Annotated in this window: 22 protein-coding genes; 6 read left to right on the top strand and 16 right to left on the bottom strand. The window is 49.4% G+C overall.

Features of this window, described 5'->3' with window-relative positions; genetic code table 11:
- Positions 1-118: 118 nt before the first annotated feature.
- The 5 genes from AB9P05_RS14050 to AB9P05_RS14030 all read right to left on the bottom strand — a co-directional run bounded on the left by AB9P05_RS14050 (position 119) and on the right by AB9P05_RS14030 (position 6,391).
- Positions 119-625: a hypothetical protein gene (locus AB9P05_RS14050; RefSeq protein ID WP_371909458.1), complete on the bottom strand. Its 507-nt coding sequence runs from the start codon at positions 623-625 to the stop codon at positions 119-121.
- Positions 609-1,892, bottom strand: coding sequence for an AAA family ATPase (locus AB9P05_RS14045; protein WP_371909457.1), 1,284 nt, complete (start codon positions 1,890-1,892; stop codon positions 609-611). The genes AB9P05_RS14050 and AB9P05_RS14045 overlap by 17 nt, the downstream gene beginning before the upstream one ends.
- Before the next feature lie 295 nt (positions 1,893-2,187).
- A complete protein-coding gene (locus AB9P05_RS14040) occupies positions 2,188-4,128 on the bottom strand; it encodes an ATP-dependent DNA helicase RecQ (protein ID WP_371909456.1) in 1,941 nt (646 codons plus the stop codon).
- A 55-nt stretch (positions 4,129-4,183) separates the two neighbouring features.
- On the bottom strand, positions 4,184-5,371 hold the full coding sequence (pgk, locus tag AB9P05_RS14035; protein WP_371909455.1) for a phosphoglycerate kinase: 1,188 nt from the start codon (positions 5,369-5,371) through the stop codon (positions 4,184-4,186).
- 54 nt (positions 5,372-5,425) lie between these two features.
- Entirely contained in the window at positions 5,426-6,391 is a 966-nt protein-coding gene (locus tag AB9P05_RS14030) for an L-threonylcarbamoyladenylate synthase (RefSeq protein WP_371909454.1), read from the bottom strand.
- A 105-nt stretch (positions 6,392-6,496) separates the two neighbouring features.
- Here AB9P05_RS14030 and AB9P05_RS14025 point away from each other — a divergent pair, with 105 nt between their 5' ends.
- The gene (locus AB9P05_RS14025) at positions 6,497-6,664 is read left to right on the top strand and encodes a hypothetical protein (RefSeq protein ID WP_371909453.1); all 168 of its coding nucleotides are present in this window, start codon (positions 6,497-6,499) and stop codon (positions 6,662-6,664) included.
- A gap of 496 nt (positions 6,665-7,160) precedes the next feature.
- Here AB9P05_RS14025 and AB9P05_RS14020 read toward each other — a convergent pair whose 3' ends face one another.
- The 9 genes from AB9P05_RS14020 to yaaA all read right to left on the bottom strand — a co-directional run bounded on the left by AB9P05_RS14020 (position 7,161) and on the right by yaaA (position 15,279).
- The gene (locus AB9P05_RS14020) at positions 7,161-7,550 is read right to left on the bottom strand and encodes an SMI1/KNR4 family protein (protein ID WP_371909452.1); all 390 of its coding nucleotides are present in this window, start codon (positions 7,548-7,550) and stop codon (positions 7,161-7,163) included.
- Positions 7,551-7,601: 51 nt separating this feature from the next.
- Positions 7,602-10,424, bottom strand: a complete 2,823-nt coding sequence (locus AB9P05_RS14015) for a FlgD immunoglobulin-like domain containing protein (RefSeq protein ID WP_371909451.1) — start codon at positions 10,422-10,424, stop codon at positions 7,602-7,604.
- A gap of 118 nt (positions 10,425-10,542) precedes the next feature.
- Positions 10,543-11,088 carry a hypothetical protein gene (locus tag AB9P05_RS14010; RefSeq protein WP_371909450.1) on the bottom strand — a complete coding sequence of 182 codons (546 nt, stop codon included), beginning with the start codon at positions 11,086-11,088 and terminating at the stop codon, positions 10,543-10,545.
- 83 nt (positions 11,089-11,171) lie between these two features.
- On the bottom strand, positions 11,172-11,618 hold the full coding sequence (locus AB9P05_RS14005) for an acyl-CoA thioesterase (protein ID WP_371909449.1): 447 nt from the start codon (positions 11,616-11,618) through the stop codon (positions 11,172-11,174).
- Between the two features lie 67 nt (positions 11,619-11,685).
- On the bottom strand, positions 11,686-12,738 hold the full coding sequence (locus tag AB9P05_RS14000) for a trans-acting enoyl reductase family protein (RefSeq protein ID WP_371909448.1): 1,053 nt from the start codon (positions 12,736-12,738) through the stop codon (positions 11,686-11,688).
- 10 nt (positions 12,739-12,748) lie between these two features.
- Positions 12,749-13,306 carry an NUDIX hydrolase gene (locus AB9P05_RS13995; protein WP_371909447.1) on the bottom strand — a complete coding sequence of 186 codons (558 nt, stop codon included), beginning with the start codon at positions 13,304-13,306 and terminating at the stop codon, positions 12,749-12,751.
- 75 nt (positions 13,307-13,381) lie between these two features.
- Positions 13,382-13,744 (bottom strand): carboxypeptidase-like regulatory domain-containing protein, encoded by a 363-nt coding sequence (locus AB9P05_RS13990; RefSeq protein WP_371909446.1) that lies wholly within the window; start codon positions 13,742-13,744, stop codon positions 13,382-13,384.
- A gap of 131 nt (positions 13,745-13,875) precedes the next feature.
- Positions 13,876-14,466: a hypothetical protein gene (locus tag AB9P05_RS13985; protein WP_371909445.1), complete on the bottom strand. Its 591-nt coding sequence runs from the start codon at positions 14,464-14,466 to the stop codon at positions 13,876-13,878.
- A 48-nt stretch (positions 14,467-14,514) separates the two neighbouring features.
- Positions 14,515-15,279 carry a peroxide stress protein YaaA gene (yaaA, locus tag AB9P05_RS13980; RefSeq protein WP_371909444.1) on the bottom strand — a complete coding sequence of 255 codons (765 nt, stop codon included), beginning with the start codon at positions 15,277-15,279 and terminating at the stop codon, positions 14,515-14,517.
- Between the two features lie 340 nt (positions 15,280-15,619).
- Between yaaA and AB9P05_RS13975 the strand changes: the two genes are divergently transcribed.
- Positions 15,620-15,976, top strand: coding sequence for a hypothetical protein (locus AB9P05_RS13975; protein ID WP_371909443.1), 357 nt, complete (start codon positions 15,620-15,622; stop codon positions 15,974-15,976).
- A gap of 142 nt (positions 15,977-16,118) precedes the next feature.
- Positions 16,119-16,961, top strand: coding sequence for a hypothetical protein (locus tag AB9P05_RS13970; protein WP_371909442.1), 843 nt, complete (start codon positions 16,119-16,121; stop codon positions 16,959-16,961).
- A 24-nt stretch (positions 16,962-16,985) separates the two neighbouring features.
- Here the strand turns inward: AB9P05_RS13970 and AB9P05_RS13965 are convergent, their stop codons facing one another.
- Both AB9P05_RS13965 and paaN read right to left on the bottom strand, forming a co-directional pair.
- Positions 16,986-17,363: a hypothetical protein gene (locus AB9P05_RS13965; protein WP_371909441.1), complete on the bottom strand. Its 378-nt coding sequence runs from the start codon at positions 17,361-17,363 to the stop codon at positions 16,986-16,988.
- Between the two features lie 430 nt (positions 17,364-17,793).
- Positions 17,794-19,467, bottom strand: a complete 1,674-nt coding sequence (gene paaN / locus AB9P05_RS13960; RefSeq protein WP_371909440.1) for a phenylacetic acid degradation protein PaaN — start codon at positions 19,465-19,467, stop codon at positions 17,794-17,796.
- A 175-nt stretch (positions 19,468-19,642) separates the two neighbouring features.
- On the opposite strand from paaN, the gene AB9P05_RS13955 reads away from it, so the two are divergent.
- The 3 genes from AB9P05_RS13955 to AB9P05_RS13945 all read left to right on the top strand — a co-directional run bounded on the left by AB9P05_RS13955 (position 19,643) and on the right by AB9P05_RS13945 (position 26,567).
- The gene (locus AB9P05_RS13955) at positions 19,643-23,872 is read left to right on the top strand and encodes a S8 family serine peptidase (RefSeq protein ID WP_371909439.1); all 4,230 of its coding nucleotides are present in this window, start codon (positions 19,643-19,645) and stop codon (positions 23,870-23,872) included.
- Between the two features lie 54 nt (positions 23,873-23,926).
- Positions 23,927-25,180 (top strand): competence/damage-inducible protein A, encoded by a 1,254-nt coding sequence (locus tag AB9P05_RS13950; RefSeq protein WP_371909438.1) that lies wholly within the window; start codon positions 23,927-23,929, stop codon positions 25,178-25,180.
- Positions 25,181-25,241: 61 nt separating this feature from the next.
- Entirely contained in the window at positions 25,242-26,567 is a 1,326-nt protein-coding gene (locus tag AB9P05_RS13945) for a dihydrolipoamide acetyltransferase family protein (RefSeq protein WP_371909437.1), read from the top strand.
- Positions 26,568-26,637: the final 70 nt, after the last annotated feature.

The raw sequence follows: 26,637 nt of genomic DNA, 5'->3' as shown, positions 1-26,637 counted from the left end.
ACTATAATATGTAAAAGGTGCCGGAATTGTAGATGGGAAAATACATTTATATAAATGGAGTTGATAGAAGGGCACAGGCCAATCAGTATCAAGATAAATGTCTTATCTGAAAGGGTACTTAATTATGAGGAAAAAACTTAAGAAGACTTTCTTCATTGGTCACTTCGTAATTTGGGCTATTTATTAGCTTTCTCATGAGCTTATTCCTCAATTGCTGAAAACTTTGATTTTTTATCAAAATATAATTCTTGCTATAAATAGGTATTGCGTTAGTTAATATACTAACAGCAGTAGTAAATTTTTTGTCTAAATCGCCTTTACTAATATTATCAACTTTACTCACCCTAAGCTTACACTCAACAACCACCATTTTGGCTCTTTCACCTTTCTTAGCTGCAAAAGCTAAGTCAGGGGTTTTACGTTTATCTCTTTTGTCTGACTTACATAGCATTTTTTCTACTTCGTCTAAGTCTATAGCTAAATGACCATCCTTAAATCTTTTACCATTGCCACCCTCACGGGCAATAAGTTTTGATAGCCTTTCTAGACAAAGCCTTTGTTTTTTTGAAAGAGGATGATTTTCTGTAGTTTCTTTACAATACAAAAGCTCAGTGTTCCTTTCCATATTGCTCGATACGATCTAAGGCTATATTAAACGAAGTGAATATTTCTTCAATATCTAACTTTAGGTACTTATAAGTATACATATAGCTATTTTTATATTTTTTTGAAAGATAATAATTCAAACCATCCTCGACACCTTCTTCATTTGATATATATTTTAACGCACTAATCATGTCAGGATGATGACTAGCAATTAAAAATCTTACACCCAGATTTTTATTCAGCAAAACAATTAACCTTGCATATTCCACCACCCACTGGGGATGCAAATGGGCTTCAGGCTCATCTATTATCATTAAAGTATTTTCATCAAAAGCACCAGACTTTCCAAGCATTTGGAGGATTGAAAAAGATTTTAAGCCAGTAGCACAATTTAGTAAGTTATATACCTTCCCATCTTTCCGCGTAAAAGTATATTCATTATAACCAGCCTCATCAACTGATACTTCTCCTTTGATAATATCTTCTTTCAGAATTGAACCTACCTTACTATTGATTTCTTTATTACGGTAATTTCTTCTAATGTAGTTATGCAAATCTTCCCAATGTTGGATTGTTGTATTATTAACATCAAGTAGCATAGGTGAATCAATATAAAAAACTTTTTCTATGGAGTGAATGGGCAATAACTTATTATTATTAATATCAACTATATTTTCACCAAACTCCTTTATTTTAAAGCTTTCTTCTTTTAAATCATTAAAGTATTTATACATATATTCATTATATATTTCAATACTTCTTTCTTTCTTCAGTGCTAATGCATTTTTCTGTGCCGAAAGTATTTCATCATTGACCAAATCAAACACGGAGTCGAGATCATCATCAACATAGCTTTCGCTTATTCTGGATAAAATTTTCTTTATTCTGTATTGGTTCTTCTCACTCTCAATCCGTTTGCCTATTTTTTCCTTTAAAAAAGAAACAACATCACTATACTCAGTATTCTCATCGAACATAGAGAGTTGTTCTGTATGAGAAGCATTGTTAAGATATCTTTTAAGTAAAAGATAATCTTTCGGGCTCAAATACTCTCTACCTAAAAAGTCAAATGTCCGATTGTGCTTTCTTAAATCTCTACTGATTGCGGCGTCAACATACTCATCAAAATTACTAGACACATTCAAAGACTGATACACTAATTTAGAAATGGTACTTTTGCCGCTTCCATTTTCACCAGCTATTACCGTGATACCATTTAAATCAATTTCCGCGTTTTTGATTGCTCTAAAATCGTCAATAGTAAATTTTAACTGAGACTTATCCATTTCCTTTCTCATTGACTATACAAAGTAGCACAATTATTCTCGTCTTGAAAAGTTTTTAGAATCTACCAAATAAACTGAAGCGCTCATCACCTTCCAAGACCTTTGATAACGATAAGGAATTATGAAAAGAAAAGGTAGCAATTCATATCAGTTGAAGACGGCGAGAATGAATTGCTGAGATCGGGCTATCCCTGAGTTATCACGCTTTTTCTTATAAAAATCCTACGTAAAAGGTTAGGCCAACTATCCTTTTTCCCTATCAATGACTATAATAGCCCTAGATATTAAAAAGTCGTCAACTAAGCCTTAGCCGGCCCATCTCATCATACTTCACACGGCCCTCCTCTATGAGATGGCGGAGAGACAGGGTAAAGGCCTCCGCTTTCGTAGCTGATAGCCGGGCGGTTTGCAGCTTTTCCTTCACCTGGTCAGGCAGCAGAGGGCCATTGTTACTTAGCAGGTTAATAATAGCCTCTTCGGCTTCCTTTTCAGTCTCGGGGCTAAGCTTCCCCGCCTTTTTCTCTTCCACACAGATATCGCATACCCCACACCTATCGTCATTGATCTCGCCAAAGTACTCCAGGAGTATCTGCGTACGGCAGCGGTGGTGGTGCGTAACGTAGGTAATGACCGACTCAGCTTTGTCTATATTCAGCTTGCGGCGCTGGTCCAGCAGTTCCTTGTCTATAGGCAGTTTGGTAGAGTCAAAGCGGGCGGTAATGAACGTCACCTGCGGGCGGTCCTTCTTAGGGTCGTAGATGAGCACCTCACGCTCGTGCAAGAAGTTCATCATGCGCACCACCTCACCGGCCGGCTTATCGATAGAGCCACCCAGTTGCCTCTCATCTATCTTCACAAACGTACTGAAAAGCTCACCCCCATAGTGCCGCAGCAGCGCCTTGATAAGCGGATCATAAGCCCCCTGCTCTATCTGGAAGCGGTACAAGTCGCGGTTATCCATCGTAAAGTAAGCCCGGCTCGGCTGATAGAAGCTTTCATTGAGCTGGATAAAGCCCTCTTCCTCCAGCTTTTTCAGGGCGTGGTAGGCCTCCAGCGCTTGCAGCCGGTACGTATGCGCAAAGGCCTGCAGGTCGAAGTCATAGCTCTCCATCTGGCTGCTGCCCACTGCTATCTTATAATAGTTAGCCAGGCACTGATACACCCGGCGCAGGTAGTCGATGGAAGGGTAAGCCTGCTGTACACGGCTGCGCAAGGCCTCAAGGTCATCCTGGTTATACAGCACCACCGCGTAAGCCTTCTTCTCATCACGGCCCGCCCGGCCCGCCTCCTGGTAGTAAGCCTCCAGCGTGTCCGGCAGGTCCATGTGAGCCACTACACGTACATCCGGCTTGTCTATGCCCATGCCAAAGGCATTAGTGGCAACTATCACCCGCGTATGGCTCTTGATCCAGGCATCCTGCTTCTGGTCGCGCTGCTCATTGCTAAGCCCCGCGTGGTAGTAGTCCGCAGAGATACCCTGCTTCGTGAGCCACTGCGCTATCTGCTGCGTACGCTTGCGACTACGCACGTACACCACCGCGCTGCCCTTTACCACCCGGAGTATCTCCAGCAGTTTGCCGTCCTTATTATCCTCATAGCGCACAGAGTAAGACAGGTTGGCACGGGCGAAGCTTTTTCGAAACACCTCCTGCACCGTACGGAAAGCGAGCTTATCACGTATATCATCCCGCACCTCTGGGGTCGCCGTCGCCGTAAGGGCTATGACGGGTACCTCCGGTAGCAACTCGCGCAGCTCGGCTATCTCCAGGTAAGGCGGCCGGAAGTCATAGCCCCACTGACTGATACAGTGAGCTTCGTCTATCGCAATAAGGTTTACATTCATGCGCTGCAGGCGCTCCCGAAAGAGCTCCGTCTTCAGGCGCTCGGGGGATACGTAGAGAAATTTGATATTGCCGTAGACGCAGTTATCCAGCGTAATATCAATTTCCCGGGGCTTCATGCCGCTGTAGATAGCCACGGCGGCAATATCCCGCCGGTTCAGCTGGGCCACCTGGTCCTTCATAAGAGCTATAAGAGGAGAGACCACGAGGCAGATGCCCTCTTTAGCAAGAGCAGGCACCTGAAAGCACACAGACTTACCACCGCCCGTGGGAAGCAGGGCCAATACATCCTTCCCCTCCAGGGAAGCGCGTACAATATCTTCCTGCAGGGGCCTGAAGGTCTCGTAGCCCCAGTACTGTCGCAGTATATGCCGTGGATCGCTGTAGCTTGCCAATTGAAAATAAAAAAGCACCGGCAAAAGCTGCCGGTGCCTGCAATATGGGGGAATATTATTTAAGTGCAGCTATGCCAGGCAGCTCTTTGCCTTCCATATATTCCAGGAGCGCACCGCCACCCGTGGACACATAGCTCACCCGCTCACCGTATCCGAAAGTATTAACAGCCGCTGCGCTGTCGCCACCACCTATGAGGCTAAATGCTCCATTATGCTCGGTGGCCTGTACCACCGCCTCAGCCACACGGCGTGTACCGTTAGCAAATGCCGGCATTTCGAACACACCCATCGGGCCGTTCCACAGTACCGTTTTAGACCGGGCTATCACATCCGCAAATACCTCGCGGGCTTCCGGGCCAATGTCCAGTCCCATGTACCCCTCGGGGATAGCGTGGTTCTGTACCACCTTCGTATCCGCATCGTTAGAGAACGCGTCTCCCGCCACAGAGTCAATAGGCAAGTGCAGGTGCACCCCTTTCTCTTTCGCTTTCTGGATCAGTTCATTCGCCAGGTCAACCTTATCCTCTTCCACCAGTGAGTTACCAATAGTTCCTCCCATGGCTTTGAAGAAGGTGTATGACATGCCGCCGCCAATGATCAGGTTATCCACCCTGTCCAGCAGCTTTTCGATAATGAGTATTTTATCCGATATCTTGGCCCCACCCATTATAGCCGTGTAAGGCTTCTGCGCGTCTCCCAGTACTCGATCCGCATTTTCCAGTTCCGCCTTCATCACATATCCCGCCATGCGGTCTTCAAAATACTGCGCCGCCACTGTGGTGGAAGCATGAGCGCGGTGAGCAGCACCAAAGGCATCGTTTACATATACATCGCCCAGGCTGGCGAGCTTTTTAGCAAATTCCTCATCCCCTTTGGTCTCCCCCTCATGGAAACGTACATTTTCCAGCAGCAGGATCTCGCCCGGCTTCAGGGCAGCCGCCTTATCACGGGCCTGCTCGCCCACACAGTCATCGGCAAAGTGCACAGTAGTACCAAATGTACTCTGAAGGTGGTCTACCAGGTGGCGAAGGGAGAATTTATCTTCCGGGCCATTCTTAGGCCGTCCCAGGTGAGACATGAGTATCGGAGAGCCACCATCCTGGAGTATCTTTCTGATGGTAGGCACCGCAGCCCGTATCCGCGTATCGTCGGTAATGTGCTGCTCTTTGTCCAGGGGAACGTTGAAGTCCACCCTCACCAGGGCTTTTTTTCCTGAAAAGTCGTAGGAATCTACCGTTTTCATATATCTGTCTAATGGTTTGACGGTTAATCTCTTTTTAAAAAATAATCGTGTGGCTCAGTCCGAACCTGCCGAGGCGCGACGCAGGCGGTCATTTATCGCGCGGCCCAGACCGTAGTCAGGTACGCGCTCTGCCAGTATAAGGCCGGGATTATGCCTGTCCAGCTCGCGCAGCCCGCTAAACAGGCGGCGAGCAGCCTCTGAGAGGTCACCGGTTTCACTGAGCACAAACTGCCGCTCGCTTTCAATCTGCGGAAAGCTATCGCGAAAGCTTAGAATAGCAACACGCTCTGTCAGCAGATGTTCGTCCAGCAGGTCCTCCATATCCACCAGTTTCAGCCGGGTGCGCGGGGCGTAGTGGCTCTTCAGCATGCCGGGCGCCCGCGGGTCAGAGGCACTGTGGTCGCGTACCTGTACCTTACCTACCACATCTTCTATCTCCTCCAGGCTCTTGCCCCCCATCCGGAATACCACGATCTCCTCATTCTCAAACCCGATAATGGTACTCTCGATACCTATATCGCAGTGCCCTCCATCCAATACATAGGGAATCTTAGTGCCCAACTGGTCCTCTACATGGCTCGGCCGCGTAGGGCTTATATAACCGAAAGGGTTCGCACTGGGAGCAGCAAGAGGAAAATCCAGGTCACGAAGTAACTCAAGTGTAAGGGCGTGATCCGGCACCCGGATGCCCACCGTGTCCAGTCCCGAAGTAACCAGGTCCGGTATAACAGGCTTACGCGGCAGCAACAGAGTAAGAGGGCCCGGCCAGAAAGCCTCCGCCAGTTTCAGGGCCGCATCAGGCACATTAGTAGTCAGTTCATTCAGCCGGTCCATTCCGGCAATATGCACGATAAGAGGATCGAAAGAAGGGCGGTTCTTTACCTCAAAAATCCGTGTGACCGCCTGGGGGTTCAGTGCATTGGCAGCCAGGCCATACACTGTTTCAGTAGGTATAGCCACCAGGTCACCATTACGAAGAAGTTTGCGGGCCTTTTCCAGGTCCTTTCCTGTTTCCATCATATCTCAATAGCCTTCTGCGAGGCACCGCAAATGTACTATTTTAATACCTTTTTTACGAACTTGGCCCGAAAATGAACCCTGTATGGGACTAAGCCACGAAAGAGGATGAAAATAAAACGAAAACATAAGCCCTATGCCAGGGGGCTTGCTATCCTGCTGATGCTGATTGCCATACTGGTAGAAACGGGAATTTTTTCTGGCACCGGATTAGTGCCTTATACTTTTTGGATCGCTGTAACTTCCTTTAGCTTATTACTCCTATCTACAACCTAATAAACTAACAACCAGATAATTACAATCGAAGACCCACCCATATACCTGGATAATGGTCTGTACCCCGAATTATGCCCCCGATATAAGGCCATGATGACAGATTTATACTATGCGGAAATCTTTTTCTGCCTGATTACGAAAGGTATGGCAAAATCTGCCATGCCCCCTGCAGGGGTGCCTGGGGCACAGGGGGATACTAAGGCTATTAATCAGGAAATTTTTTAACTAAGCCTGTAAAAAGTTACACCGTATTTGAACGAAGGATTATAGGTTGGCGAACCTGCCGGGAGATTGTAGCTTTGAATATGAATTAACGGTTCACCGTAATGATAGGGGAAAGCCCTGTTAGTGATCCCGTTTTTTCAGCGTTTATTTTAAGGTTGATAGTTGGCCCCGGTTGTTGATAGCCTCCGGGGTTTTTTTTATGCTAAAAAAGCCGATCCTTTCCGGACCCTCCCCATTTTATTAATAGTTAGTAACTGATACAGGGGCACTTTCAGCCCCCAAGCGTTTCAATCAGCCAGTTCTTATATTCCTCCAGGTTGTCATGCTCCTTATTCAGTGACTCATCCCAATAGTGCTCGGCCTCTGAATCCGCCGTTTCCTCATGGTCAAAGTAATAGACCGTGGTCTCCTCGCTGTTAAGTTGTATGAAGTAATAATCACCCCCCAGGTTATGCCCGATCGCGAAGTACTTTTCCGGCACGCCGCTACGGCCAAACATGGTATTGAGCCTGATGAGGTAGTAGGGGTCGTCTATAAGATATTCCCCATGATGATCCAGTTGCTTCAGATCCTCCGGGTACCTGAGTAACATATCTGTATAGTGATCCGGCAGGGTCACTTTTAACTGGCTTTCTATATAGCTGATATCTTCTGGTGTCATAAGCGTATGCAAAATACAAATGCCCGCCAAAAAGGCGGGCATTTTAGTGTTTTATCTCAGTAGCACAATGCGCCGGGCAAGCACTTCCTCTTCAAATTCCAGGCGACAGATGTAGGTACCGGCGGCCACATCGCCCCCCGAGCCATTCTTTCCGTCCCACACCAGGGTCTGCTTGCCTTCGGGTAGTACGCCCTGCAGCAGGGTACGTATCAGGCGCCCCTGGCTATCATATATCCTCACGCGACCCACACCATTCTGAGGGATATTCACCGGTATAAAAGTATAGGGGAATTCGCTGCCCGCCCTCCACGGGTTAGGATAGTTCTGCTCCAGCTCAACAGAGGGGCTCTCCTCCCGGGTAGCAAAGGGCAGGGCATTGGCTATCTCCGTAGCAAACACGCCATTACCGTGGGTAGCCACTACTATGCGGCCGTCGGTAGAGCGGTAAGAAACCATAGGCACCACATTCGTCCCTATCTCAAAGGGTCCCTCCTGTTCCCACACCGTCTGCATGCCATTAAGCTCCGTGGTAGAGTACAACCCCGTGCTGGTGCCGGCCAGATACAGGTAGCCACCCCCCTCCAGGGGAATGATCTCTACCCAGCGTACACTGGGGCCACTGCCGCTGCCATCAGGATTCTCCTCCAGGTTACCGGACACCGGCTGGTAATTCGCACCCCCGTCAGCACTATAAAAGATGCTGTTAATACCATAGTTAGAGAAGGCCACCAGGCTTTGTGAAGCGTTTACAGGGTTAATGCCAATAGAAGCCACATAACCCGCAGAGTTACCAGTCTCATCCTGTGGGAAAAAGGGGCTCGTAACGTCCCTTACCGAGTAGTTGCCCGACTGGGCATTAGTGATCACATACACCTTACCGGTATTAGTGCCATAGTACACCACATTAGCAGGCTCACGGGAGGCCTTTATGGCCGTGATCTGTCCCTGGGCAATATACGTGTTGCGCAGCCGCTCCCAGTTTACCGGGGTGGGGTCCTGCGAACCGGGAGGTATCTGCAGCAGGCTGCTATTGCGGTATACCACGTCTCCCGCTGCCAGGTACATCCGGTTCTGGTTATTCGGATCCAGTACAAAGGGGTTAATAAAGAGATATTCCTGTCCCTCAGCCAGCCCGGCGTTCACAGGATCTATCCGGGCAAAGTTGGTGATACCACCTTCCTGGTTGAGGGTAACGCGGTATATCTGGCTGTTCTGAAAAGAGAAATAGTATACCGCCCCGTTTTGCGTAACGGCAGTAAATCCTCCGTCACCGCTCAGCACGCGCGCCCATGGCTGGCTGGGGTCATCATCAAAAGTAGTATAAGAGCCATTATCCTGCAGGCCTCCTGTGATACGATCATTCACCTCGATCTCATCCTGCGACACCGTGTAGAACTGCGTAGTCACATAGCCGTTATTCAGCTCCTGCCACAGCACCTCCTCTGCCAGGCAGTTCGTGGTCACGCTAAGGCCGCCGTCATGCGCCGATAGCATGCGGTTAGGGCTGCTGTTAAAGAACACGATCTCATGCTGGTCCGGATGATGGTTGGGGTAAATACCGGCATCGTTAGAGGTAGCATATCCCCCTATCCAGGCAGTCTGCTCCGTCGAGTTAAACCCGTCCCGGGAGCGGTACAGGTTAGTCCCTCCCAGAAATACGATATTCTCATCCTGCGGGTGTACCGCCAGCAGCATGTTAAAGCTATCCTGGGTATCAAAATCCCCTACGCGGCCTCCAAAGGCCGGGAGATTCTGGCTGCGGTTAGACCAGCGGTCAGTGGCACGGTTATAGCGCCCGAGGTAGTCCTGAGTAGATGCGGCCAGAAAATACACAATGTCTTCATTGGACGGCGAAATACCAATAACGATCCGCTCAAAAGCAGGCGGAAAATTAAGGGGCGTAATCTCGCGCCATACGTAGCCATCCTGTGAGAAAAATATGCCGGCGATATTACTCTGACCCACAATAGCCACCTTGCTAAAGGTAGCATAGAAGTGTCCCTCACTGGTAACGGCAATATCGGTAAAGCGACTGCTCTCATTACTGAGGTTACCACCCAGGGCCAGTTGCCAGGAAGCGCCCCCATCCAGGGAGCGGTATATGCCGCCAAGGACGGCCGCGTACACCGCTCCATCAGGAGTGATAGCAGTGGGGTCTGCCACTATCCGGTTTACATAGTCAAAGGGGCTGTCCAGCGATTCGGGCGTGTCGGATTGGGTGGAGGGAAGGGGCCGCCAGCTTTGGCCATTGTCCGTTGATTTATAGATACCGTTTCCTCGGTAGGGCGCCTGCCCTCCGCTGGCCGTATTGCCCCGGATCTCACCAGTGCCATAGTACCACGTATCCTCGTATCCGGAGCGTGGGTCCTGCGCAAGTGAGGTAACGCTTTGCACCTCCGTCTGCCCAGTCACTTTAGTCCAGCTATCACCCCCCGTGCTGCTGCGCCACATGCCACCGGATACGCCACCGGCCAGCATGATGGACTCATTTCTCACGTCCATAGCGGCCGCACGGGTACGGCCTCCTACATTTACAGGACCTACACGCCTCCAGTCTTCCGCTCCGGTACGCGCCGTACGCAGGCTTTGGCCGTCCACCTGTGGCAGCCGGCGGCTGTAGGCCAGTTCCCGACTCCGGATATTAGCCGGAATGAGACCGGTAACAGGGTTGCGCAGCATGGCTGCCTCGTAGCTTTCGCGGCCTTCGCGGCTTTCCACCTCTGCCAGTTCGGTCTCTTTCTGTAATAGCACCGAAGCATCAGGCACTGATGGCAGCAGGATCGGGGCCTGCGTACCGTAAATAAAAAGAAGAAGTGAAGTGAATAGAACCGTAAGAAGGATGAATCCCGGAAGGACGCGTTGCCCGTTTCTCATTTTATATTTTTCTTTAAATATACCTGCCCGCCTTATCATTGACAAAAAAAGAGGGCCCTACCCTATGCGGGAAGGTAAGAAAGCAGACAAATTCCGGGATAAATATAAAGGCTTTGCTTTACATAGCAGAAGCTGCAGAGCGTTGATTTCGCTGCAACTGGATATACTTGTAGGCAAAAAAGGCCATACCTGCCGCTAAGAAGATACTGATAAGTATGGTCAGGTGATATTTGAAGCGAAAGGAGGAATCCTTATTGGCCGCCTTTTCCAGGTCAGCTATTTCTTTGTAGCGGCGGTTTGCCAGTGACTGGTATTTCCCCACTTCTGCTTCCAGCTCGTTTATTCGCTTGGAAGTGAAGTGGTTTTGGGTGATGTAAGAACTCTCCTTATTGACCTGAGAGGCACGCACGGCACGCACGATCTCAGTATCTTTCCTGATGATACCCTTAAGAGTGGAGATGATATTGCGCAGGTCACTCTTGGACTTGGTGCCCCAGAAGGAGCTATTGGTTTGCTCATACTCCTGGTACTGCTCCAGAAGAGCATCGCGTTCATCCATCAGGGCATCCAGTTTTTCTGCAGCCTGAGATTTCTGCTCTGTTTGGGCGTTGGCAGGGTGCAAAAATAGCAGGGCCCCGCCCAGTAAAAGTATATAACGTAACATACTCTATTCGATCGTTTATTTCACAAGCCGCTCATACTGAACGGCAACAGGTTGTTGATTGCTGGAACGAACAGATAGAACGCTTATTTTGCAGAGGAGGTTTCAGTGTTGCCTCCCGAAAGCTGTTTGCGAAGCATGTCCGGCAGGGGTATGGGGGTACCCTTTACAGGATCCAGCGTTACCATAACGGTATGGGCCAGGGTATGCAGGGTCACCTCTCCGTCTTTCCCCCTTGATATTATGGCGTAGTCCAGCTTGAAACTGCTCTTGCCCAGGTGGGAGGTGCGGATGAGTACCTCCGGTCGGGAATGTTTCATCTCTACCGGCCTTTTGTAATCTATACTCACATGAGCTACTACCATACCATATTCGCGGTGGTCCCAGCCACCTACCTCCAGTACGTAGTTCATACGGGCTGTTTCCAGCCAGGTAATGTATACGGCATTATTAGCATGGCCCAGCATGTCAAAATCAGACCAGCGGGTTTGGATAACAGTAGAATAGCAGAAGGCGTCCAGTGAAAAGTCCATAGTAATACTGAGGGGTTAAGAGCAGCAAATTACAGCACGGAAACCAAAAATAAAAATATGGTTTCCCTTATAGGTCTTTTCTTTCCGCCCCTTCTATTTCCAGTACGTAATCCTTTCCAAAGGCCATAGAGGGGGTCATAAAGCCGCTTTTATCCTTCGACTGCATGATTTTTTGTGCGGCAAGCAGGGCCGATTCGGCCGTGAGGCGGTAGGCCTCGGGCGTTTCCAGCACAGCCTGCTTTACCTCCCCGTCGTGATTTTTCACCTCGCCCCATACATAACAGCGGTTATTCTTTCGTGCCTCGTCGTCAGGGCCTTTCACTTTTTTCCGTATTTGCTTTTCAGCAACAGACTTCAGGGGACCGCCTTTTAATAGCCAGCCGATGTGTCTCATTAGTCGCATCATTTTCAGTGACTTGGGAGAAGTAGCTGTGTATACGATAATATTAGGGATACCGGTGCTGTGATAAGCCGTGGACACATCGCCCCAGGGTATGCTCACGCTTAGGCTGCTTTTATCTTTCCTGTAGGGTATCTCCCGGGTACGCCAGGCGCCGGGCACCTTGGTTATAGCTCCATCACGGCGTACTGCACCTCCTTTGTGGATATTTTCCAGCATGGTGAGGGCTGTGCCTCGTGACATGTTGCTGCCTCCCTTAAAGGCAAGTTCCAGCAGGTGGGCGTCTGGCAATTGTTCTTTCAGATGTGCCGCCAGGCAATCCGTAGGCACCACATCAAAGCCAGTGCCGGGTACCAGGGCTATGCCCTTCTCCTTCGCCTGGCTATCAAGCGTAGCCAGGTACTCAAACACCTCCAGTTCACCGGTTATATCCAGGTAATGCACACCATTACGCAGGCAGGCCTCCACCATAGGCTTAGCCGTGGCACTATACGGACCGGCCGCATGGATCACGGCCTTCTTACCTTTCAGTGCCTCATCCAGACTTTGGCTGTCACCCAGGGAAAAGGCACGCCAGGGCAGGCCCAGCTCGGTAGCTATTTCCTTCGTTTTTTCCTCATCTCGACCGGCAAGCAAGGGAGCCAGTCCTTTTTCGTGCGCCTTACGGGCTATCAATTTACCCGTAAAACCGTAGGCGCCATATATTAAAAAATCGTTCATTGATGCAGATTTATTTCATTGCCAGGGTCTTCTCAACCATCCTCAGTATACTTCTGTTATAGTCACATTTCTCTCCCACCTCTTCCAGTAATATCCAGGCCAGTTCACGACTCTCATTATTTCGCTGTAACGATGAAGCGTCGTCTGCCGAAAATAAAAAGCGTACATCGAAGTGAAAGTGGGCGGGCTCCTGCTTTCGGGCAGGTATGCGGTGTATGTCCAGGTCAAAGACAGCTCCATCCATTAGGGAAGTAAGCTGCTCTGCCCCCGTCTCTTCCTGAGCCTCCCGCAGAGCTACCTGCAATATATCCCGGTCGCCATCCGCATGGCCGCCCGGTTGCAGCCACTTGTCCAGCTTGCGGTGATGTAACAGCAGTACCCTGTCGGCCGCCGGGTTAATGATCCATGCTGAGCCTGTTATGTGAGCATGAGGAAGCTCCCTGAAGTAACAATCGGTGGGGTGTTGCTCCAGCAGGGAAAGAAAGCGTTTGAGAAACTCCTGCTCTTCAGGATACGTACTCACGTAGCTGTTCAGCCTCTTACAAAGGTCAAATGGTGAGTTCTTCATAGTGTGGTAATAAAAAAACCACCTGCCCGGGCAAACCTAGGAGGCAGATGGTTTCATTATTTTGAGAAGGTTTATTTATTCAATGACAATATTGACCTTATTTAGCCGCTTCTCTTTCAGTTTGTCCGTCTGAACACCCGCGCTGTTATTATTCATGTCGCCTTTGCGGGCATCGACAAAATATACCTTCGACTCAAGATCTTTAAAGGTTACCCGGCCTTTTTCATCAGAGGTCTGAGGCTCCTGTACCAGGTTCTCCCCGGCACGGTAATCCTTTTCATTGGCAAAGATCTTCACCGTTGCCCCTTCCACAGGGTTGCCCAGTTCGTCGATTACCGTAATCCTGAGACCGGTATCGAAAATACCTTTTTCGGAAAATGTAAAAGCACTAAGAGCGCAGACGGCCATCAGGGCCGTTATCATCATCAATCGTTTCATAGTCATCATTACTTATTATCGTACCGGATCGTAGGCCGGTAATTTGGTCTACGAATCCCTAATTTTATAGTTTTTCCGTAGTCCTCAAAGGCGGTATATGTTTTTTAGTGAAATGAGAGAAAAGTGCGGGATCAGGCTGCATCAGGCTTATCGAAAAGAGCGCTGGCCAGTTCATCAAAAGGTTTTGCCTCTTTATACAGCCGGTCAGAATAAACACTGGCCGTAAGCTTTAGATGGTCTGCACGATTATTAACAAAGATAAGCTCGATAGCCACGTTGCCATAAAGCTGGTCTATGTCATCAGACTGATTACTTAGGGGGGGCTTCAGGTAGTGTTTTTCAACTTCCTTCACCTTGTTATCCCGTTCGGTTACCCTGCGGTCTGACTGTGCCAGTCTGTAGCCGCTGTTCAGTACCCTGTCTCTGAGCTGGTCAAGTATGAAGCGGGCCTGCTGCCTGGCTACCTCTTCCTGAAAAAATACCGCAAAGCCATTGGCATAAGGGCTATGCAGCAGGTGTACTTCCAGTTGATGCCCAATACCTGCCTGCTTATAGTAATAGGCTTTTCCCATCTCCTGCATCCACAGCCCGGCGCCTGTGTCCACCCATTCACGATAACGCCCCATATAGTCCTCGCTGCGGCGTATCACCTCATGCACCACACTGGCATGCCGGTTTTTGCGCGGAAAAAGCCTTGACAAAATGTCATCTATATAAGACATAGTAAGTATTTGGGAGAGTAACGCGGCCCATGGTCAAATGATGCGATGTTACCTTACAAAAATGAGATTTTCCTCGTCAGACAAGTCTTCACGGAAAGCGTATCCTTCATAGTCAAAGCCTGCCAGGCCTGAAGGCTCAGTGAGACGCTCACGTACCACGTAGTCCGCCATTGCTCCACGCGCTTTTTTTGCAAACAAGGCAATCACCCGCAGCTTACCGTCACGATCTTCCTTGAAATGTGGCGTCACCACTTTAATACTAGTTTTCTTCAGCTTCAGCGCCTTAAAATATTCCTGGGAAGCCAGGTTTACCAGAACCGGATTATCGTGTTGCTCCAGTTCGGCAGCCAGGTCCTTAGCCAGACGCTCACCCCAGAAAGCATATAAGTCTTTACCCCTCGTATTGCTCAGCGGGGTTTTCATCTCCAGCCGGTAGGGCTGTATCAGGTCCATCGGTTTCAGTATTCCATATAGCCCGGAAAGTATGCGGATATGATCCTGAGCAAACTCAAAATCCTTCTTGCTGTACTCATCCACCCGGATGTTAGTATACACATCCCCTTTAAAAGCGCGCAGCGCCTGCAGGCTGTTCTTTTCATTGAAGGGGAGCTGCCAGTTCTGGAATCGCTCATGATTAAGCTCGGCCAGGTTTTGGCTGATGTCCATAAGTTTCCCAAGGGAATTTTCGGATTTTTTGCGAAGTATTTTTACCAGTTTTTCACTCTCCTCTGCAAAAACCGGCTGAGAATGAGAATATGAAGCGGCATCTGCCGAGAAATCCTGAGTTTTGGAAGGGCTTAATACTACGAGCATACTATTAATCTGACTGATTTAAAAAGTGCAAATATAGCGCTTGATTTTCCCGCAATAAAAAGGCGGGAAGTAAAGTGCTCCACTCCTATAATCTACGGCACAAAATTCGTCAGGTTAAAAAAATTCCTTTTATCATAATTTTTTTAAATCATTTCAAGTGTTTAAACAGTTATACAAACTAACTGAACAACAACACTTTACGCCAAAAACAACAGCTAACAACATCGACCTGATAAATTAGAAAAATTTTATTCTTTAGAGGTTTTAACTGTCAATTTTAAAAGAAATATGGTCGATTGTTAATGAATCGAAAAATGCTCAACCATTAATAATTTGTCATATGTCACTTAAAGAACATGACATACGTCTGATTGAGGACTTTATCGGAGATTCGCTAAACGAAAGCTCGCTGGAAGAATTTGCGGTAAAGAAAGCTACCTCAAAAGAATTTTACGAACTGCTGACCATGCAGGACGAAGTACTTCATGACCTTACAGAGGATCTCTACAAGGCCTGTGTTAAAGAGGAGGAAAACTCAGGTATACGCCCCGTGCCCATTGATCTCAAACCCTTCAAAAAAGCTGGTGATTTTTTCAAGCCAGACCATGTAGGGCTGGCACTGATGATCTTTGCCGGAATGGGGCTTACATTTATGGCCCTGATACTCATTTCCTTACAAACAGTCTATGGTTTTTGAGCCATGACTACAAAATACTTGCAGCCGCAGGGTGTTTAAGTGCCTCCTTTTCATGCGAAAAGACACGCCGCGTCTTAATTGCCTCGTTCATCGCGCCATTCTTAATGATATTTTTGTATTTTTATGTCTGTCAAGATGAACCATGAATCAGCTATTCACTGATCCGTATGTAATCCTCGCCGTTATCGTTACGATATTTGCGGTTTGTATTGCCATTCTTCCTTATTTTATAAGTCTGAAATACCAGGACTACCTGCGTATGCAGGTAAAGGTGGCCAATTACAAGATTCTGCAGGACACTCTGGAGAGTGTATCGGACGATCTGGATAATGTACTGAACCTGAAAGATGAGTTGCACGAACAACAGCAAAATACGATAGGCGAGTGGCTGAAGGATTATTACCTAAAGCAACAACAGGAGCTTATCGCTAACCTGAAAGGCATTGAACTTCAGACGGCAGACCAGGAACTTCCTCAAACCACCTCTCTTATAGAAGAATGCCTGTTCATGCTGAACAGGCAGGAGTTTTTTGCCGCAGTGCTGCAATCTTATATGAAACCCGAGTCCCTTGAAATGGAGGGCGTGGTGGAAACGCTGAGAGAAATGTTCAGCGAAGAGCAACTCCAAGGGGCCGGCCTGCACCTGAATATTACGGCTAATGAGGAGTGGTTCCGGTACATAGACCGAATAGAGCAGATGATCTTTCGTATTTGCGGGCTTCTGATAATGAACAGCTTCTTCCGTAAGCGAGCCCGCGAGGTACACCTCCACTTTGAGTTTGCTGATGAGAATGTGCTGATCCGCTTCCTGGATGATGACCCCTCAGAGAATGCAATGGAAATGGAACTTTTGCCCGAAGAGAGCAAAAGCACCATTTTGAGATGGCTGGAAACCCATGTAAGCAGCATGAGCGGTACCATCAAACCCTTCATCCAATATGATAAGGGCATGAAGCTGGAGATCTGGCTTCCATGTACCTATTAAAATCTCCATACTTCACATAGGAACCTACCTGAAAGCCTCAGGCAGGTGAGTGACCATTAGTAGTAGCCCGGCAATGAGCAAGAGGCCCCCCAACAGTAAAGTAGACATACCCATACCCATGGGGTTATACAACAGGACCATGCCAGCCAGAGCGAAAAAAAGGCCGTGTACCATGTCCTGATTACGCTTATGCACATAGCGTACCTGACAGTTACTCTCCGCCACTTCAGTGACGAGTTCTACGCTTTCCTCATCGAAGCCGCTAAGCATTAGCTCCTTTCTGATAGACTCCCTGCTGGTGCCTGTAGATAGCTGCTGCTCTACGTATTCGAGGATCATTTTCATGAAAGAATCCTCTGTCTGAATTCTTTCCTTTTTGTTGTAAGATGATGGTGTTCTCACGATATGTAAGGGGTTAATAAAATTGTACCTTAATTATCGATAGTTGGTTTATACTAATATACCGGGAAAATGTATGTGATGCGGGACACCACCCCGCAGCAGGCCATGTTTTAGACTAATGCCGGGATAATTATCGACCAGAAAACACTTACCATCTACTAATTTTCTATTTACAACTTCAATTCTCCTCTCAATACTTCCTTTTTCAGTCACCTTTTACGTTCACCACAGGCAAAATCCAGGTAAAGCAGACGATCACCAGGGGAAAAATGGCCCGGCACCCACTTCATTTTTAATTGAAAGTTGAACGCTATAAAACTATTTATCCAAAGCCACCCTCACCCGGCACCGGATTCTTTCAGAAGAGCGGGCACAAAAAAACCGTCCGCTGGGCAGCGGACGGTTTCGATAATAGTTACCGTATAGAAGCTTACGCTTCGGCTTTAGCAGGCTCGCGAAAGCCTACCATAGTGAAGCGTTTCACCACATATTCAGGGTTAGTGAAGCTGGCATTTCCAGCCGGGTTACCACCTGTTACATGGAAATCTGAGAAGCTGGCATTCTGGTTCACATAGATGCCACCGGTCAGGTTGAAGCTAACAGGTGTGGCTGCCAGTCCCATCTGGTCCATGATCTCCTCTTTGGTCGCCTGATCAGTGGTATAGGCGCCGCATGAAATAGCTCCGTGCTCCATAGCAAGGTCACGTGCCATAGCAATGGACTCGCCTGTATCCTTCGTACGGATAAGCAACACGATAGGCCCGAAGAGCTCCTTTGAGAAGACATCCTTCTTTGCCGAGGTCACTTCCAACACCACGGGCGTTGCCGTACGCGCTGTTTTGAACATAGGGTTCTCAATAGTGGCAGACTCCAGCCACACTTTATCACCCAATGATTTTGCCTCGTCCACACGCGAGCAGGTGTTCTGGTTCTGTATAGCTCCCAGTACAAAAGGCCCCGCCTTAGGGTTATTTGCCAGGCCGGTGATATTATCCGCCAGCTTTTGGGCAAAGTCTTCAAAAGACACTACTCCGTCAGCCGTTTTGATTCCGCTGTCGGGGATGAAGAAGTTTTGGGGAGCGGTACACATTTGTCCGCTGTACAGGCTCACCGAGAAAGCAAGGTTTTTTGCCACCTCATCTATATTCTCAGCACTGTCCAGGATCACGGAGTTCACACCTGTTTTCTCCGTGAATACCGTCTTGCCTTTCAGTCCCTCCAGGTAGCTGCCAAATTCGCTGTTGCCGGTGAAGTCGATCAGCTTCACATCCTTGTGCTCGGCCAGTTCCTTCGTAATCATCTTACTGTAAGTATCAGGCGCAAGCTGACAGATAGTAGGGTCAAGGCCATTTTCCTTAAGCACCTTTTGTACCTCGGCTACATAAATAGCAATAGGCAGAATAGCGCCGGGGTGAGGCTTCACGATCACGGGGTTACCCGTAACCAGGCTGGCATAAATGCCGGGCACCGAGTTCCAGGTAGGGAAGGTAGAGCAACCTATCACCACGCTAAGGCCTTTAGGCACGGCGCGCCACTCCTTATTAAGCTGTATGTTAAATTTCCCCATGGGCTTATCCCAAAATGAGTTTTTCGGCACGCGGGTCATTTCTTCCAGTCCCATAGCTACTGCCTCCAGTGCACGGTCTGCAGCATGCGGGCCTGAAGCCTGAAAAGCCATCATGTATCCTTGTCCAGTAGTGTGCATGGTTGCATAGGCCACTTCAAAGAACCGCTCACGTACCTTATCAAGTGATTCTACCAACAGGCCCGCCCTTTCTACAGGAGACAGCTTGCGCCACTGGCTAAACGAAGCCAGTCCGCGGCTTACCAGGGTTTCCGTTGAGAAAGAAGGATAGCTTACATTCAGTTTATCATTCAGGTAGGGTGATTCCTCCTCGCCAATCCAGGCTTCAGGCTCACCTTGCAGCAGTTCGTCAAAGCGACTGTTCAGCATACCTTTGAACTTATTACGACCGTCCTCATCGGCTGTTTCCCCGTATATCTTGGGACTGGGGTGTTCAGGGTACTGAGCAAAAAATTTGCGCTCATGCAAGGCACTGATGGCCTTGTCCAGGGTTTCTTTATGTTTCTGGTAAAAATCCATTGTTTATTCCTTGTAATTTCCAGCGAATATAAAGTTTAAGGAACAAAAAAGAGAGGAAACGGGGTACTGATAACAGTAAAGACCTTATGATGTAGGATTCTGACCTAATTCAGGACATCATTTGTCATTATTTAAAAATATATTTGTAGAAACCTACGAATAACTATAAGTGTCTGTGATCCGGTATATTTACCTATTGGTCTGGCTCTCTGTGATGCTGGGAGCGCAAACTGCCCTAGCCAGGCAGGAAGCCCCCTATGCCGCGGACCGTATTGTGGTACGTATAGGAAATGTCCATGATAAAGATAACGCTCAATCTCGCACAGGCACCACGATTAACAGAAGGGCTGTTCTGGCACGTATTCAAAAGCGTACAGGGGCCAGGTCCATCATGCAGCCATTCGATTACCTCCCGGCTTCGCCAAAAGGCAGACCTGCCGCACGAAGCAGTACGTCACACCCCCTTGAAGACCTTTATATAATACACCTGCCCGAGGGCACAGACCTCCAGGCGGCACTGCAACAGGCCCGTGCAACACCCGGGGTGCTCTATGCCGAACGCTACCACCTGCCTCAACCCCTGCTTGTGCCTGATGATCCCGAAGCCATTCCCGGAGGGCAGCAGGACTACCTCTCGCCCATTCGTGCCTACCAGGCCTGGGACATTGAGCGTGGCAGCCCGGACATTAAAATAGGCATACTGGATACCGGGGTACGCTATAGCCACCCCGACCTGGCAGGTAATATGGCATTCAATGACTCCGACCCGCCGAATGGCGTGGATGATGATGGCGATGGCTACGTGGACAACTACCGCGGATGGGACTTTGCCGATGGCGATAATGACCCTCATGACCCCGGCAACAGTCAGCATGGCACTGCCGTGGCCGGATTAGCAGCCGGTGTTCCCCAAAACGGAATCGGCATGGCTGGCACGGGCTTTTACTCCTCTTTTCTACCCATAAAAATCTATACTGACGAAGGCTACAACTTCAATAGAGGGTATGAGGCCATAGCCTACGCAGCCGACCAGGGGTGTCAGGTTATAAACCTGAGCTGGGGCGGACAGGGCCGCTATAGCCAGTACATACAGGATATAATTAACTACGCAGTGCTGGACCGCGATGCAGTAGTAATAGCTGCAGCGGGTAATACGGCGGGCGATCTCGAGTTCTTTCCCGCGGCTTACGACTACGTACTTTCGGTGGGGGCTGTGGATATAAATGATAAGAAAACCTCCTGGGCTACCTACCATTCATCTGTAGATATAGTAGCACCGGGAGATTTTAATTACACTACCTATCTGGATGACAACTACGCAAGTTTCTGGGGCTCCTCATTTGCCGCCCCCCTTGTAAGTGGTGCCGCTGCCCTTATCCGGTCGCGCTACCCCGGCATGAGCGCAGTGGAAGTGATGGAACAACTGCGGATCACCTCTGATGATATTTATTACCTCCCGGAAAATGCCCCTTTCCTTGGCCTGATGGGCAAGGGCCGCCTGAATATGGAGCGAGCCCTGACTGAAACCCACCTGCCTTCGGTTAGGGCCAGGGACATTGAGATAAAAGGACCTTATGGCAGTTACCTTTTTCCAGGTGATGAAGCTGCTCTGACGGCAAGCTTTACGAACTATTTAGCCGATGCTTCTCTGCTCAGGGTTACCCTCAGCAGCATGACCGAAGGGGTCACCATCGGGCAGGACTTCGTAAGAATTGGTGATCTTGCTAAAGGACAGCATTTTACTAATGACCCAGCCCCATTTGTTATCAACCTGTCTGATGAACTCGAGAACGGATCGGTGATCACGCTGCGACTGGATTATGAGGGAATTAACTACCGGGACTTTCAGGTAATACGCTTTCAACTGGTTGATGACCCCATTACCGTGTACAATGGACAACTTGGGGCCAGCTTTGGCAAAAAAGGTGAGGTAGCCTACCAGGAAAGCTGGCAGGGCGAAGGCATTCTCCATCAAAACACCGTTATCAGCTATAATGCCGGCATTATCATGGCTTCAGGGTCAGGACAGGAGGCCGATAACCTACCCAATGACTTCCGCACGTTTGCCAGGAATAAAGATTTTAATGCCCGGAGCTCCTATAGTCTGTACAACAACAGCATAGCTGATCCGGATGTACGCCTGCAGTGGACAGAAGATAAGGAATGGGGCCTTCTGGTAGAGCAAAAGGTCTATGCAGACACCACCAGCGCTACATATGAGGACTACCTGCTGGTGGAGTATCGTATCACCAATCGCTCAGATAGTCTTATCAATGACTTTCACTTTGGTCTGTATACTGACTTTGACCTGGGAGAAGGAGTGGATAACCTGGTGAGGTCAATAGACAGCCTGCAGCTCCAGTACACCCAGTCTGACACGGCCGTGGCTGGCGTAGCTTTGCTGCAGGGGGGCGAGTGGAAACCTAACGCCCTGGTAGTTAGAGACAAAAACTTTAAGCGGGTAGACATACCGATAGTATTTGACAGGGAAACCAAACGCAACCTGCTCCTACAGGAAACCCCTCGCTATGAAAGCGGCGCGGAGGGCAATGATGTGGCTCAGCTGGCAGGTGTACAGGTAGGAAACCTTAATGCATACGAAAGCAAAACAGTCACCCTGGTGCTAACTGTAGGTTCTGATGCAGAACAATTAGCCAGAAAGGTGCAGGAAGCAAAGACTATTATGCAGGAACTGGCTTCCAAACCGCCTGTGGGTATCACCATGAATAGCTGTCCCGGACTGCCTGTTTCCATTAGCCCGCCAGGTGGCAGGATGTTCCGCTACTACCGTGACGTGGCTGGCACAGACATGGTATTCGAAGATGCTACATTCACCTCACCGGGCTTCAGCCGTGATACCACCGTGTATTATCGTCAGGCGGATTCGCTCTGGCTGGGACCGGTAGGCGCTATAGAGGTTCACATTACGGAACCTAGGGCTTCTTTTGAGTGGGCAAATGATACGCTTATGCTGGACGAAAGCGGACCGGCAGCCATTTCATTGCAAAATACCAGTGAGGATGCCAGTATTTACTCATGGGATTTCGGGAATGGATACTATAGTAGTAAACGCTCTCCCTCCCCCCTATATGAGACCCCGGGCACTTATACTATTCACCTTACGGCTACCGCTGCCACAGGATGCTCAGATGTAGCACAGAAAAATCTGGTAGTGGTCCAACGAAATGAAAAGCCCGGGATCCCCTCCACCTTCAGGCTTTGTCCGGGAGAGTCTGCCACACTGGAGGCAGATAACAGCAGCTTGCTGAAAATGTACAGCACATGGCCGGCCGGGGCCGCGGTTGCGCAGGGTGCTCAGATAAAAACCGGAAGCTTGTACAAAGACACGGTTTTCTATATCACCAATGCCGCAGGACCCTACGAAAGCCTGCCTGTAACAGTGAGGGTGAATGTTACGGAAACCGATGCTTCCTTTACACTGCTTCCTGATACTACCGGGATCCATGCGAACGCCGCTGGCTGGCTCAGGGCTGAGGGGACCGCAGATGATTATTATTGGTATAAAGACAATGTATACCTGGGACATGGACCACAGATATGGCTACCTCTGACCAGTGAGGGATCTTTCCGTATTCGTCTGGAAACCACGTACGCGAGTGGCTGCAGCGAACTGCAGGAAGAGGTATTCACCTCTGTAGCCTCTCCCCTGCCTGCCGTGCAGGACACAGCGGTTTGCCGCGGCGAGAACTTGCTGATAACTCCGGAAGGTGGCGAATATTTTGCCTTTTTTAGTGATGCCATGGGGACAAAGCTTATCCGTAAAGGCACCTCATTACTGTTACCTGCTCTCACCAGGGACACAACCGTGTATATCGCCGGGCTTGACAGCCTGCTGCTCTCCTCTATGGTAGCCGTAGACATTACTATGCGGGCACCGGAGGCCACATTCACCTATACTGCAGACAGCAGCAGCTCCTGGGGCGTTCGTGACATTACCTTCTTGCCAGATAACCAAGGGGCCCTTAACTACCACTGGGACTTTGGAGATGGTACCAGCTCGGATGAGGTGATGCCTATACATTTCTTTGAAAATGCCGGCCGCTACGAGGTTATGCTCACGGTGACGGCCACAGATGGGTGTTCAGCATCAGAGTTCCGGATACTGACCCTTTCAGAAATTACGGCGCTGCCTGAAGAGGAAGATAAGGCCGTCTCGCTATATCCAAACCCTGCACGTACAGGCTGGACGCTCGATTTCGGCAGAATACCCGATGGTGAAGTGTTCATAAGCCTGTTTAACAGTACCGGTCAGTTACTACAGCAAAAGACTCTGCGAGGCATGCCAGCTGTTCAATTTGACCGTGATCAGCTCCCCGCAGGAATATACCACGTACGCTACCAGGGCAAAAATTCAGAAGGAACGGTAAGACTCATCCTCCGGTAGCTGAACATTTTTCTATTATTCCAGTACTTTCAGGGCAGAGACCTGAAGAAATCTATGCAACAAATAAAAGCAGAAGTGCTGACTATCGGGGATGAAATCCTTTATGGTCAGATACTTGATACCAATACCCAATGGATGAGCACTCGCCTGGATGCTGCCGGCATACGGGTGGTAAGGCGATCTACCATAGGCGATAATCGCGAAGACATACTTAAGGCCCTGGCCGATGCAGAAAACCGGGCGGATATCGTACTTATTACCGGAGGCCTTGGCCCAACAAGTGATGACCTCACAAAACCCTGTCTTGCAGCGTATTTTGGCGTACCGCTAAAGATGCATGAAGAGGCCCTGCAGCACATTACCGATCTTTTTACGCGCCGCGGCCGCGAGATGACTCCTCTGAACATGGCTCAGGCAGAACTGCCCGCTAACTGCACTATGCTGATGAATGAAAATGGCTCTGCACCGGGTATGTGGTTTGATGAGCGCGGAACAGTATTCATATCTATGCCGGGAGTGCCGTTTGAGATGAAAGCAATCATGAAAAATGAGGTCATGCCCCGGCTAAGGGAACGCTTTGAATTGCCGGTGATCTATCATAAGCTCATCCGTACTGCCGGAATAGGCGAGAGCTGGCTTGCCGATAAGATCAAAGACTGGGAAGACAACCTGCCGCCCCATATCAGGCTGGCCTACCTGCCTAGCCTGGGCATGGTAAGGCTGCGCCTTACCGCCACAGGCACCTCACGCACTCACCTGGAAAGTGATGTGCAGGAGCAGGCAGATAAGGTAATGCCGCTGATAGAAAAGTACGTATACGGCTACGATGAAATAAGCCTGGAAGAGGCTGTAGGCAATATGCTACGGGAGGCGGGCAAGACCCTGGCCACAGCAGAAAGTTGCAGCGGGGGCTACCTTGCCCACCAGATCACGCGTGTACCCGGCAGTTCGGATTACTTCCAGGGCAGCATCATATCGTATAGCAATACGGTGAAAATGGCCAGCCTGGAGGTAGATGAGGAAACCCTGAAAACACATGGAGCGGTAAGCGAACCGGTAGTGAAGCAGATGGCTGAAGGCGCACGGAAGAAAATGGGCACAGACTATGCGCTGGCTACCAGTGGCGTGGCAGGACCGGGCGGTGGCACGGATGAGAAACCCGTGGGAACGATATGGATTGCCTGTGCGGACAGCAAGGGCACTATCGCCAAAAAACTGCAGCTCACAACGGACCGAATAGTAAATATTCAGTACACTGCCGTAGCGGCACTGAATATGCTCCGATTAAGAATGTCCGGTAACGATTGAAGTAACGGTATTTAATTCTAAATTTGTGCTCAACATTTTTACAGTAAACCCAACGTAGCGAATGGCACTCGTCGAAATGGTAATGCCCAAAATGGGTGAAAGCATCATGGAAGCCACCGTGCTCTCCTGGTTAAAAGAAGAAGGAGACACTATAGAGCAGGATGAAAGCGTACTGGAAGTAGCTACCGACAAGGTAGATACAGAGGTACCCGCTATCCATGCCGGTGTGCTTAAAGAAAAACTGGCTCAGGACGGAGACGTGGTAGAGGTGGGAAAACCTATCGCCATCATCGAAACCGAAGGTGAAGGCGGCGGTGACACCAGCAGCGCAGCCCCGGCCAAAAAGGAAGAGAAGACAGAACAAGCCGCTCCGGCAGCCGCTGACAAAGCGCCTCAGCAGGAGGCAACTGTGGCATCTGATCGTTTCTACTCTCCCCTGGTGCTGAATATCGCCCGCAAGGAAGGTATCGCCATGAGCGAACTGGAGACTGTTCCCGGTTCTGGCCGTGAAGGCCGTGTGACCAAACGCGACATTCTCTCTTATGTGAAAAACCGTGGAGAACAGCCTGCCGCTCAGGACAAAGGCTCTGAAAAGGTAGCTCCTGCCTATACGCCAAGCCGCTCGACCGGCAGCCAGCAGGAAAGCGCGCCTAAACCAGCGGCTGTTAGCGTAAGCGGTGCTGATGAGATCATCGAAATGGACCGCATGCGTAAGATGATTGCCGACCGAATGGTGGACAGCAAGCGCATAAGCCCACACGTGACCTCGTTTGTTGAAGCAGACGTTACGAACATTGTTCGCTGGAGAAACAAGCACAAGAATACATTTAAGGAAAGGCATGCCGCCTCGCTGACCTTCACCCCTATCTTCATTTCTGCTGTAGTGAAGGCGATCAGGGACTACCCCATGATCAATGTGCAGGTGGACGGCAACAGGATCATCAAAAAGCACGACATCAACATCGGCCTTGCCGTAGCCCTGCCCTCAGGTAACCTGATCGTGCCTGTGATCAAAAATGCCGATCAGCTTAATGTGACCGGCCTGGCTCTACGTGTAAATGATCTGGCCCGCCGTGCACGTGATAATAAATTGAAGCCGGATGAGCTTTCGGGCGGTACCTTTACGGTATCCAATGTAGGCTCTTTCGGAAATGTGATGGGTACCCCTATCATCATGCAGCCCCAGGTAGGTATCCTGGCGCTGGGTGCTATCACCAAGAAGCCTGCCGTTATCGAAACCCCGCAGGGCGACATGATTGGTATCCGCCACATGATGTTCCTGAGCCACAGCTATGACCACCGCGTAGTGGATGGTTCCCTGGGCGGCATGGTGGTACGCCGTGTGGCTGACTACCTGGAGCGTTTTGATATAGACCAGGAACCCTGATAGGGTTTAACCCAGAAACAGACATAAAAAAACCCGTTTGGTTGCAACCAAGCGGGTTTTTTATTGATTA

Source organism: Roseivirga sp. BDSF3-8, from assembly GCF_041449215.1.
Classification (GTDB): domain Bacteria; phylum Bacteroidota; class Bacteroidia; order Cytophagales; family Cyclobacteriaceae; genus JBGNFV01.
Note: the sequence above shows the minus strand (reverse complement) of the source record. Positions and strands in the feature narration are given on the sequence as shown.

Bases quoted from the DNA above. Each gene is read 5' to 3' on its own strand.
- AB9P05_RS14005 (WP_371909449.1), bottom strand. From the start codon at position 11,618: ATGGACTTTTCACTGGACGCCTTCTGCTATTCTACTGTTATCCAAACC.
- AB9P05_RS14000 (WP_371909448.1), bottom strand. From the start codon at position 12,738: ATGAACGATTTTTTAATATATGGCGCCTACGGTTTTACGGGTAAATTG.
- AB9P05_RS13945 (WP_371909437.1), top strand. From the start codon at position 25,242: ATGGCACTCGTCGAAATGGTAATGCCCAAAATGGGTGAAAGCATCATG.
- AB9P05_RS14050 (WP_371909458.1), bottom strand. From the start codon at position 625: ATGGAAAGGAACACTGAGCTTTTGTATTGTAAAGAAACTACAGAAAAT.
- AB9P05_RS13995 (WP_371909447.1), bottom strand. From the start codon at position 13,306: ATGAAGAACTCACCATTTGACCTTTGTAAGAGGCTGAACAGCTACGTG.
- AB9P05_RS13985 (WP_371909445.1), bottom strand. From the start codon at position 14,466: ATGTCTTATATAGATGACATTTTGTCAAGGCTTTTTCCGCGCAAAAAC.
- AB9P05_RS14045 (WP_371909457.1), bottom strand. From the start codon at position 1,892: ATGGATAAGTCTCAGTTAAAATTTACTATTGACGATTTTAGAGCAATC.
- AB9P05_RS14020 (WP_371909452.1), bottom strand. From the start codon at position 7,550: ATGACACCAGAAGATATCAGCTATATAGAAAGCCAGTTAAAAGTGACC.
- paaN (WP_371909440.1), bottom strand. From the start codon at position 19,467: ATGGATTTTTACCAGAAACATAAAGAAACCCTGGACAAGGCCATCAGT.
- AB9P05_RS14025 (WP_371909453.1), top strand. From the start codon at position 6,497: ATGAAAATAAAACGAAAACATAAGCCCTATGCCAGGGGGCTTGCTATC.
- AB9P05_RS13970 (WP_371909442.1), top strand. From the start codon at position 16,119: ATGAATCAGCTATTCACTGATCCGTATGTAATCCTCGCCGTTATCGTT.
- AB9P05_RS14030 (WP_371909454.1), bottom strand. From the start codon at position 6,391: ATGATGGAAACAGGAAAGGACCTGGAAAAGGCCCGCAAACTTCTTCGT.
- AB9P05_RS14010 (WP_371909450.1), bottom strand. From the start codon at position 11,088: ATGTTACGTTATATACTTTTACTGGGCGGGGCCCTGCTATTTTTGCAC.
- AB9P05_RS14015 (WP_371909451.1), bottom strand. From the start codon at position 10,424: ATGAGAAACGGGCAACGCGTCCTTCCGGGATTCATCCTTCTTACGGTT.
- pgk (WP_371909455.1), bottom strand. From the start codon at position 5,371: ATGAAAACGGTAGATTCCTACGACTTTTCAGGAAAAAAAGCCCTGGTG.
- AB9P05_RS13990 (WP_371909446.1), bottom strand. From the start codon at position 13,744: ATGAAACGATTGATGATGATAACGGCCCTGATGGCCGTCTGCGCTCTT.
- yaaA (WP_371909444.1), bottom strand. From the start codon at position 15,279: ATGCTCGTAGTATTAAGCCCTTCCAAAACTCAGGATTTCTCGGCAGAT.
- AB9P05_RS13975 (WP_371909443.1), top strand. From the start codon at position 15,620: ATGTCACTTAAAGAACATGACATACGTCTGATTGAGGACTTTATCGGA.
- AB9P05_RS13950 (WP_371909438.1), top strand. From the start codon at position 23,927: ATGCAACAAATAAAAGCAGAAGTGCTGACTATCGGGGATGAAATCCTT.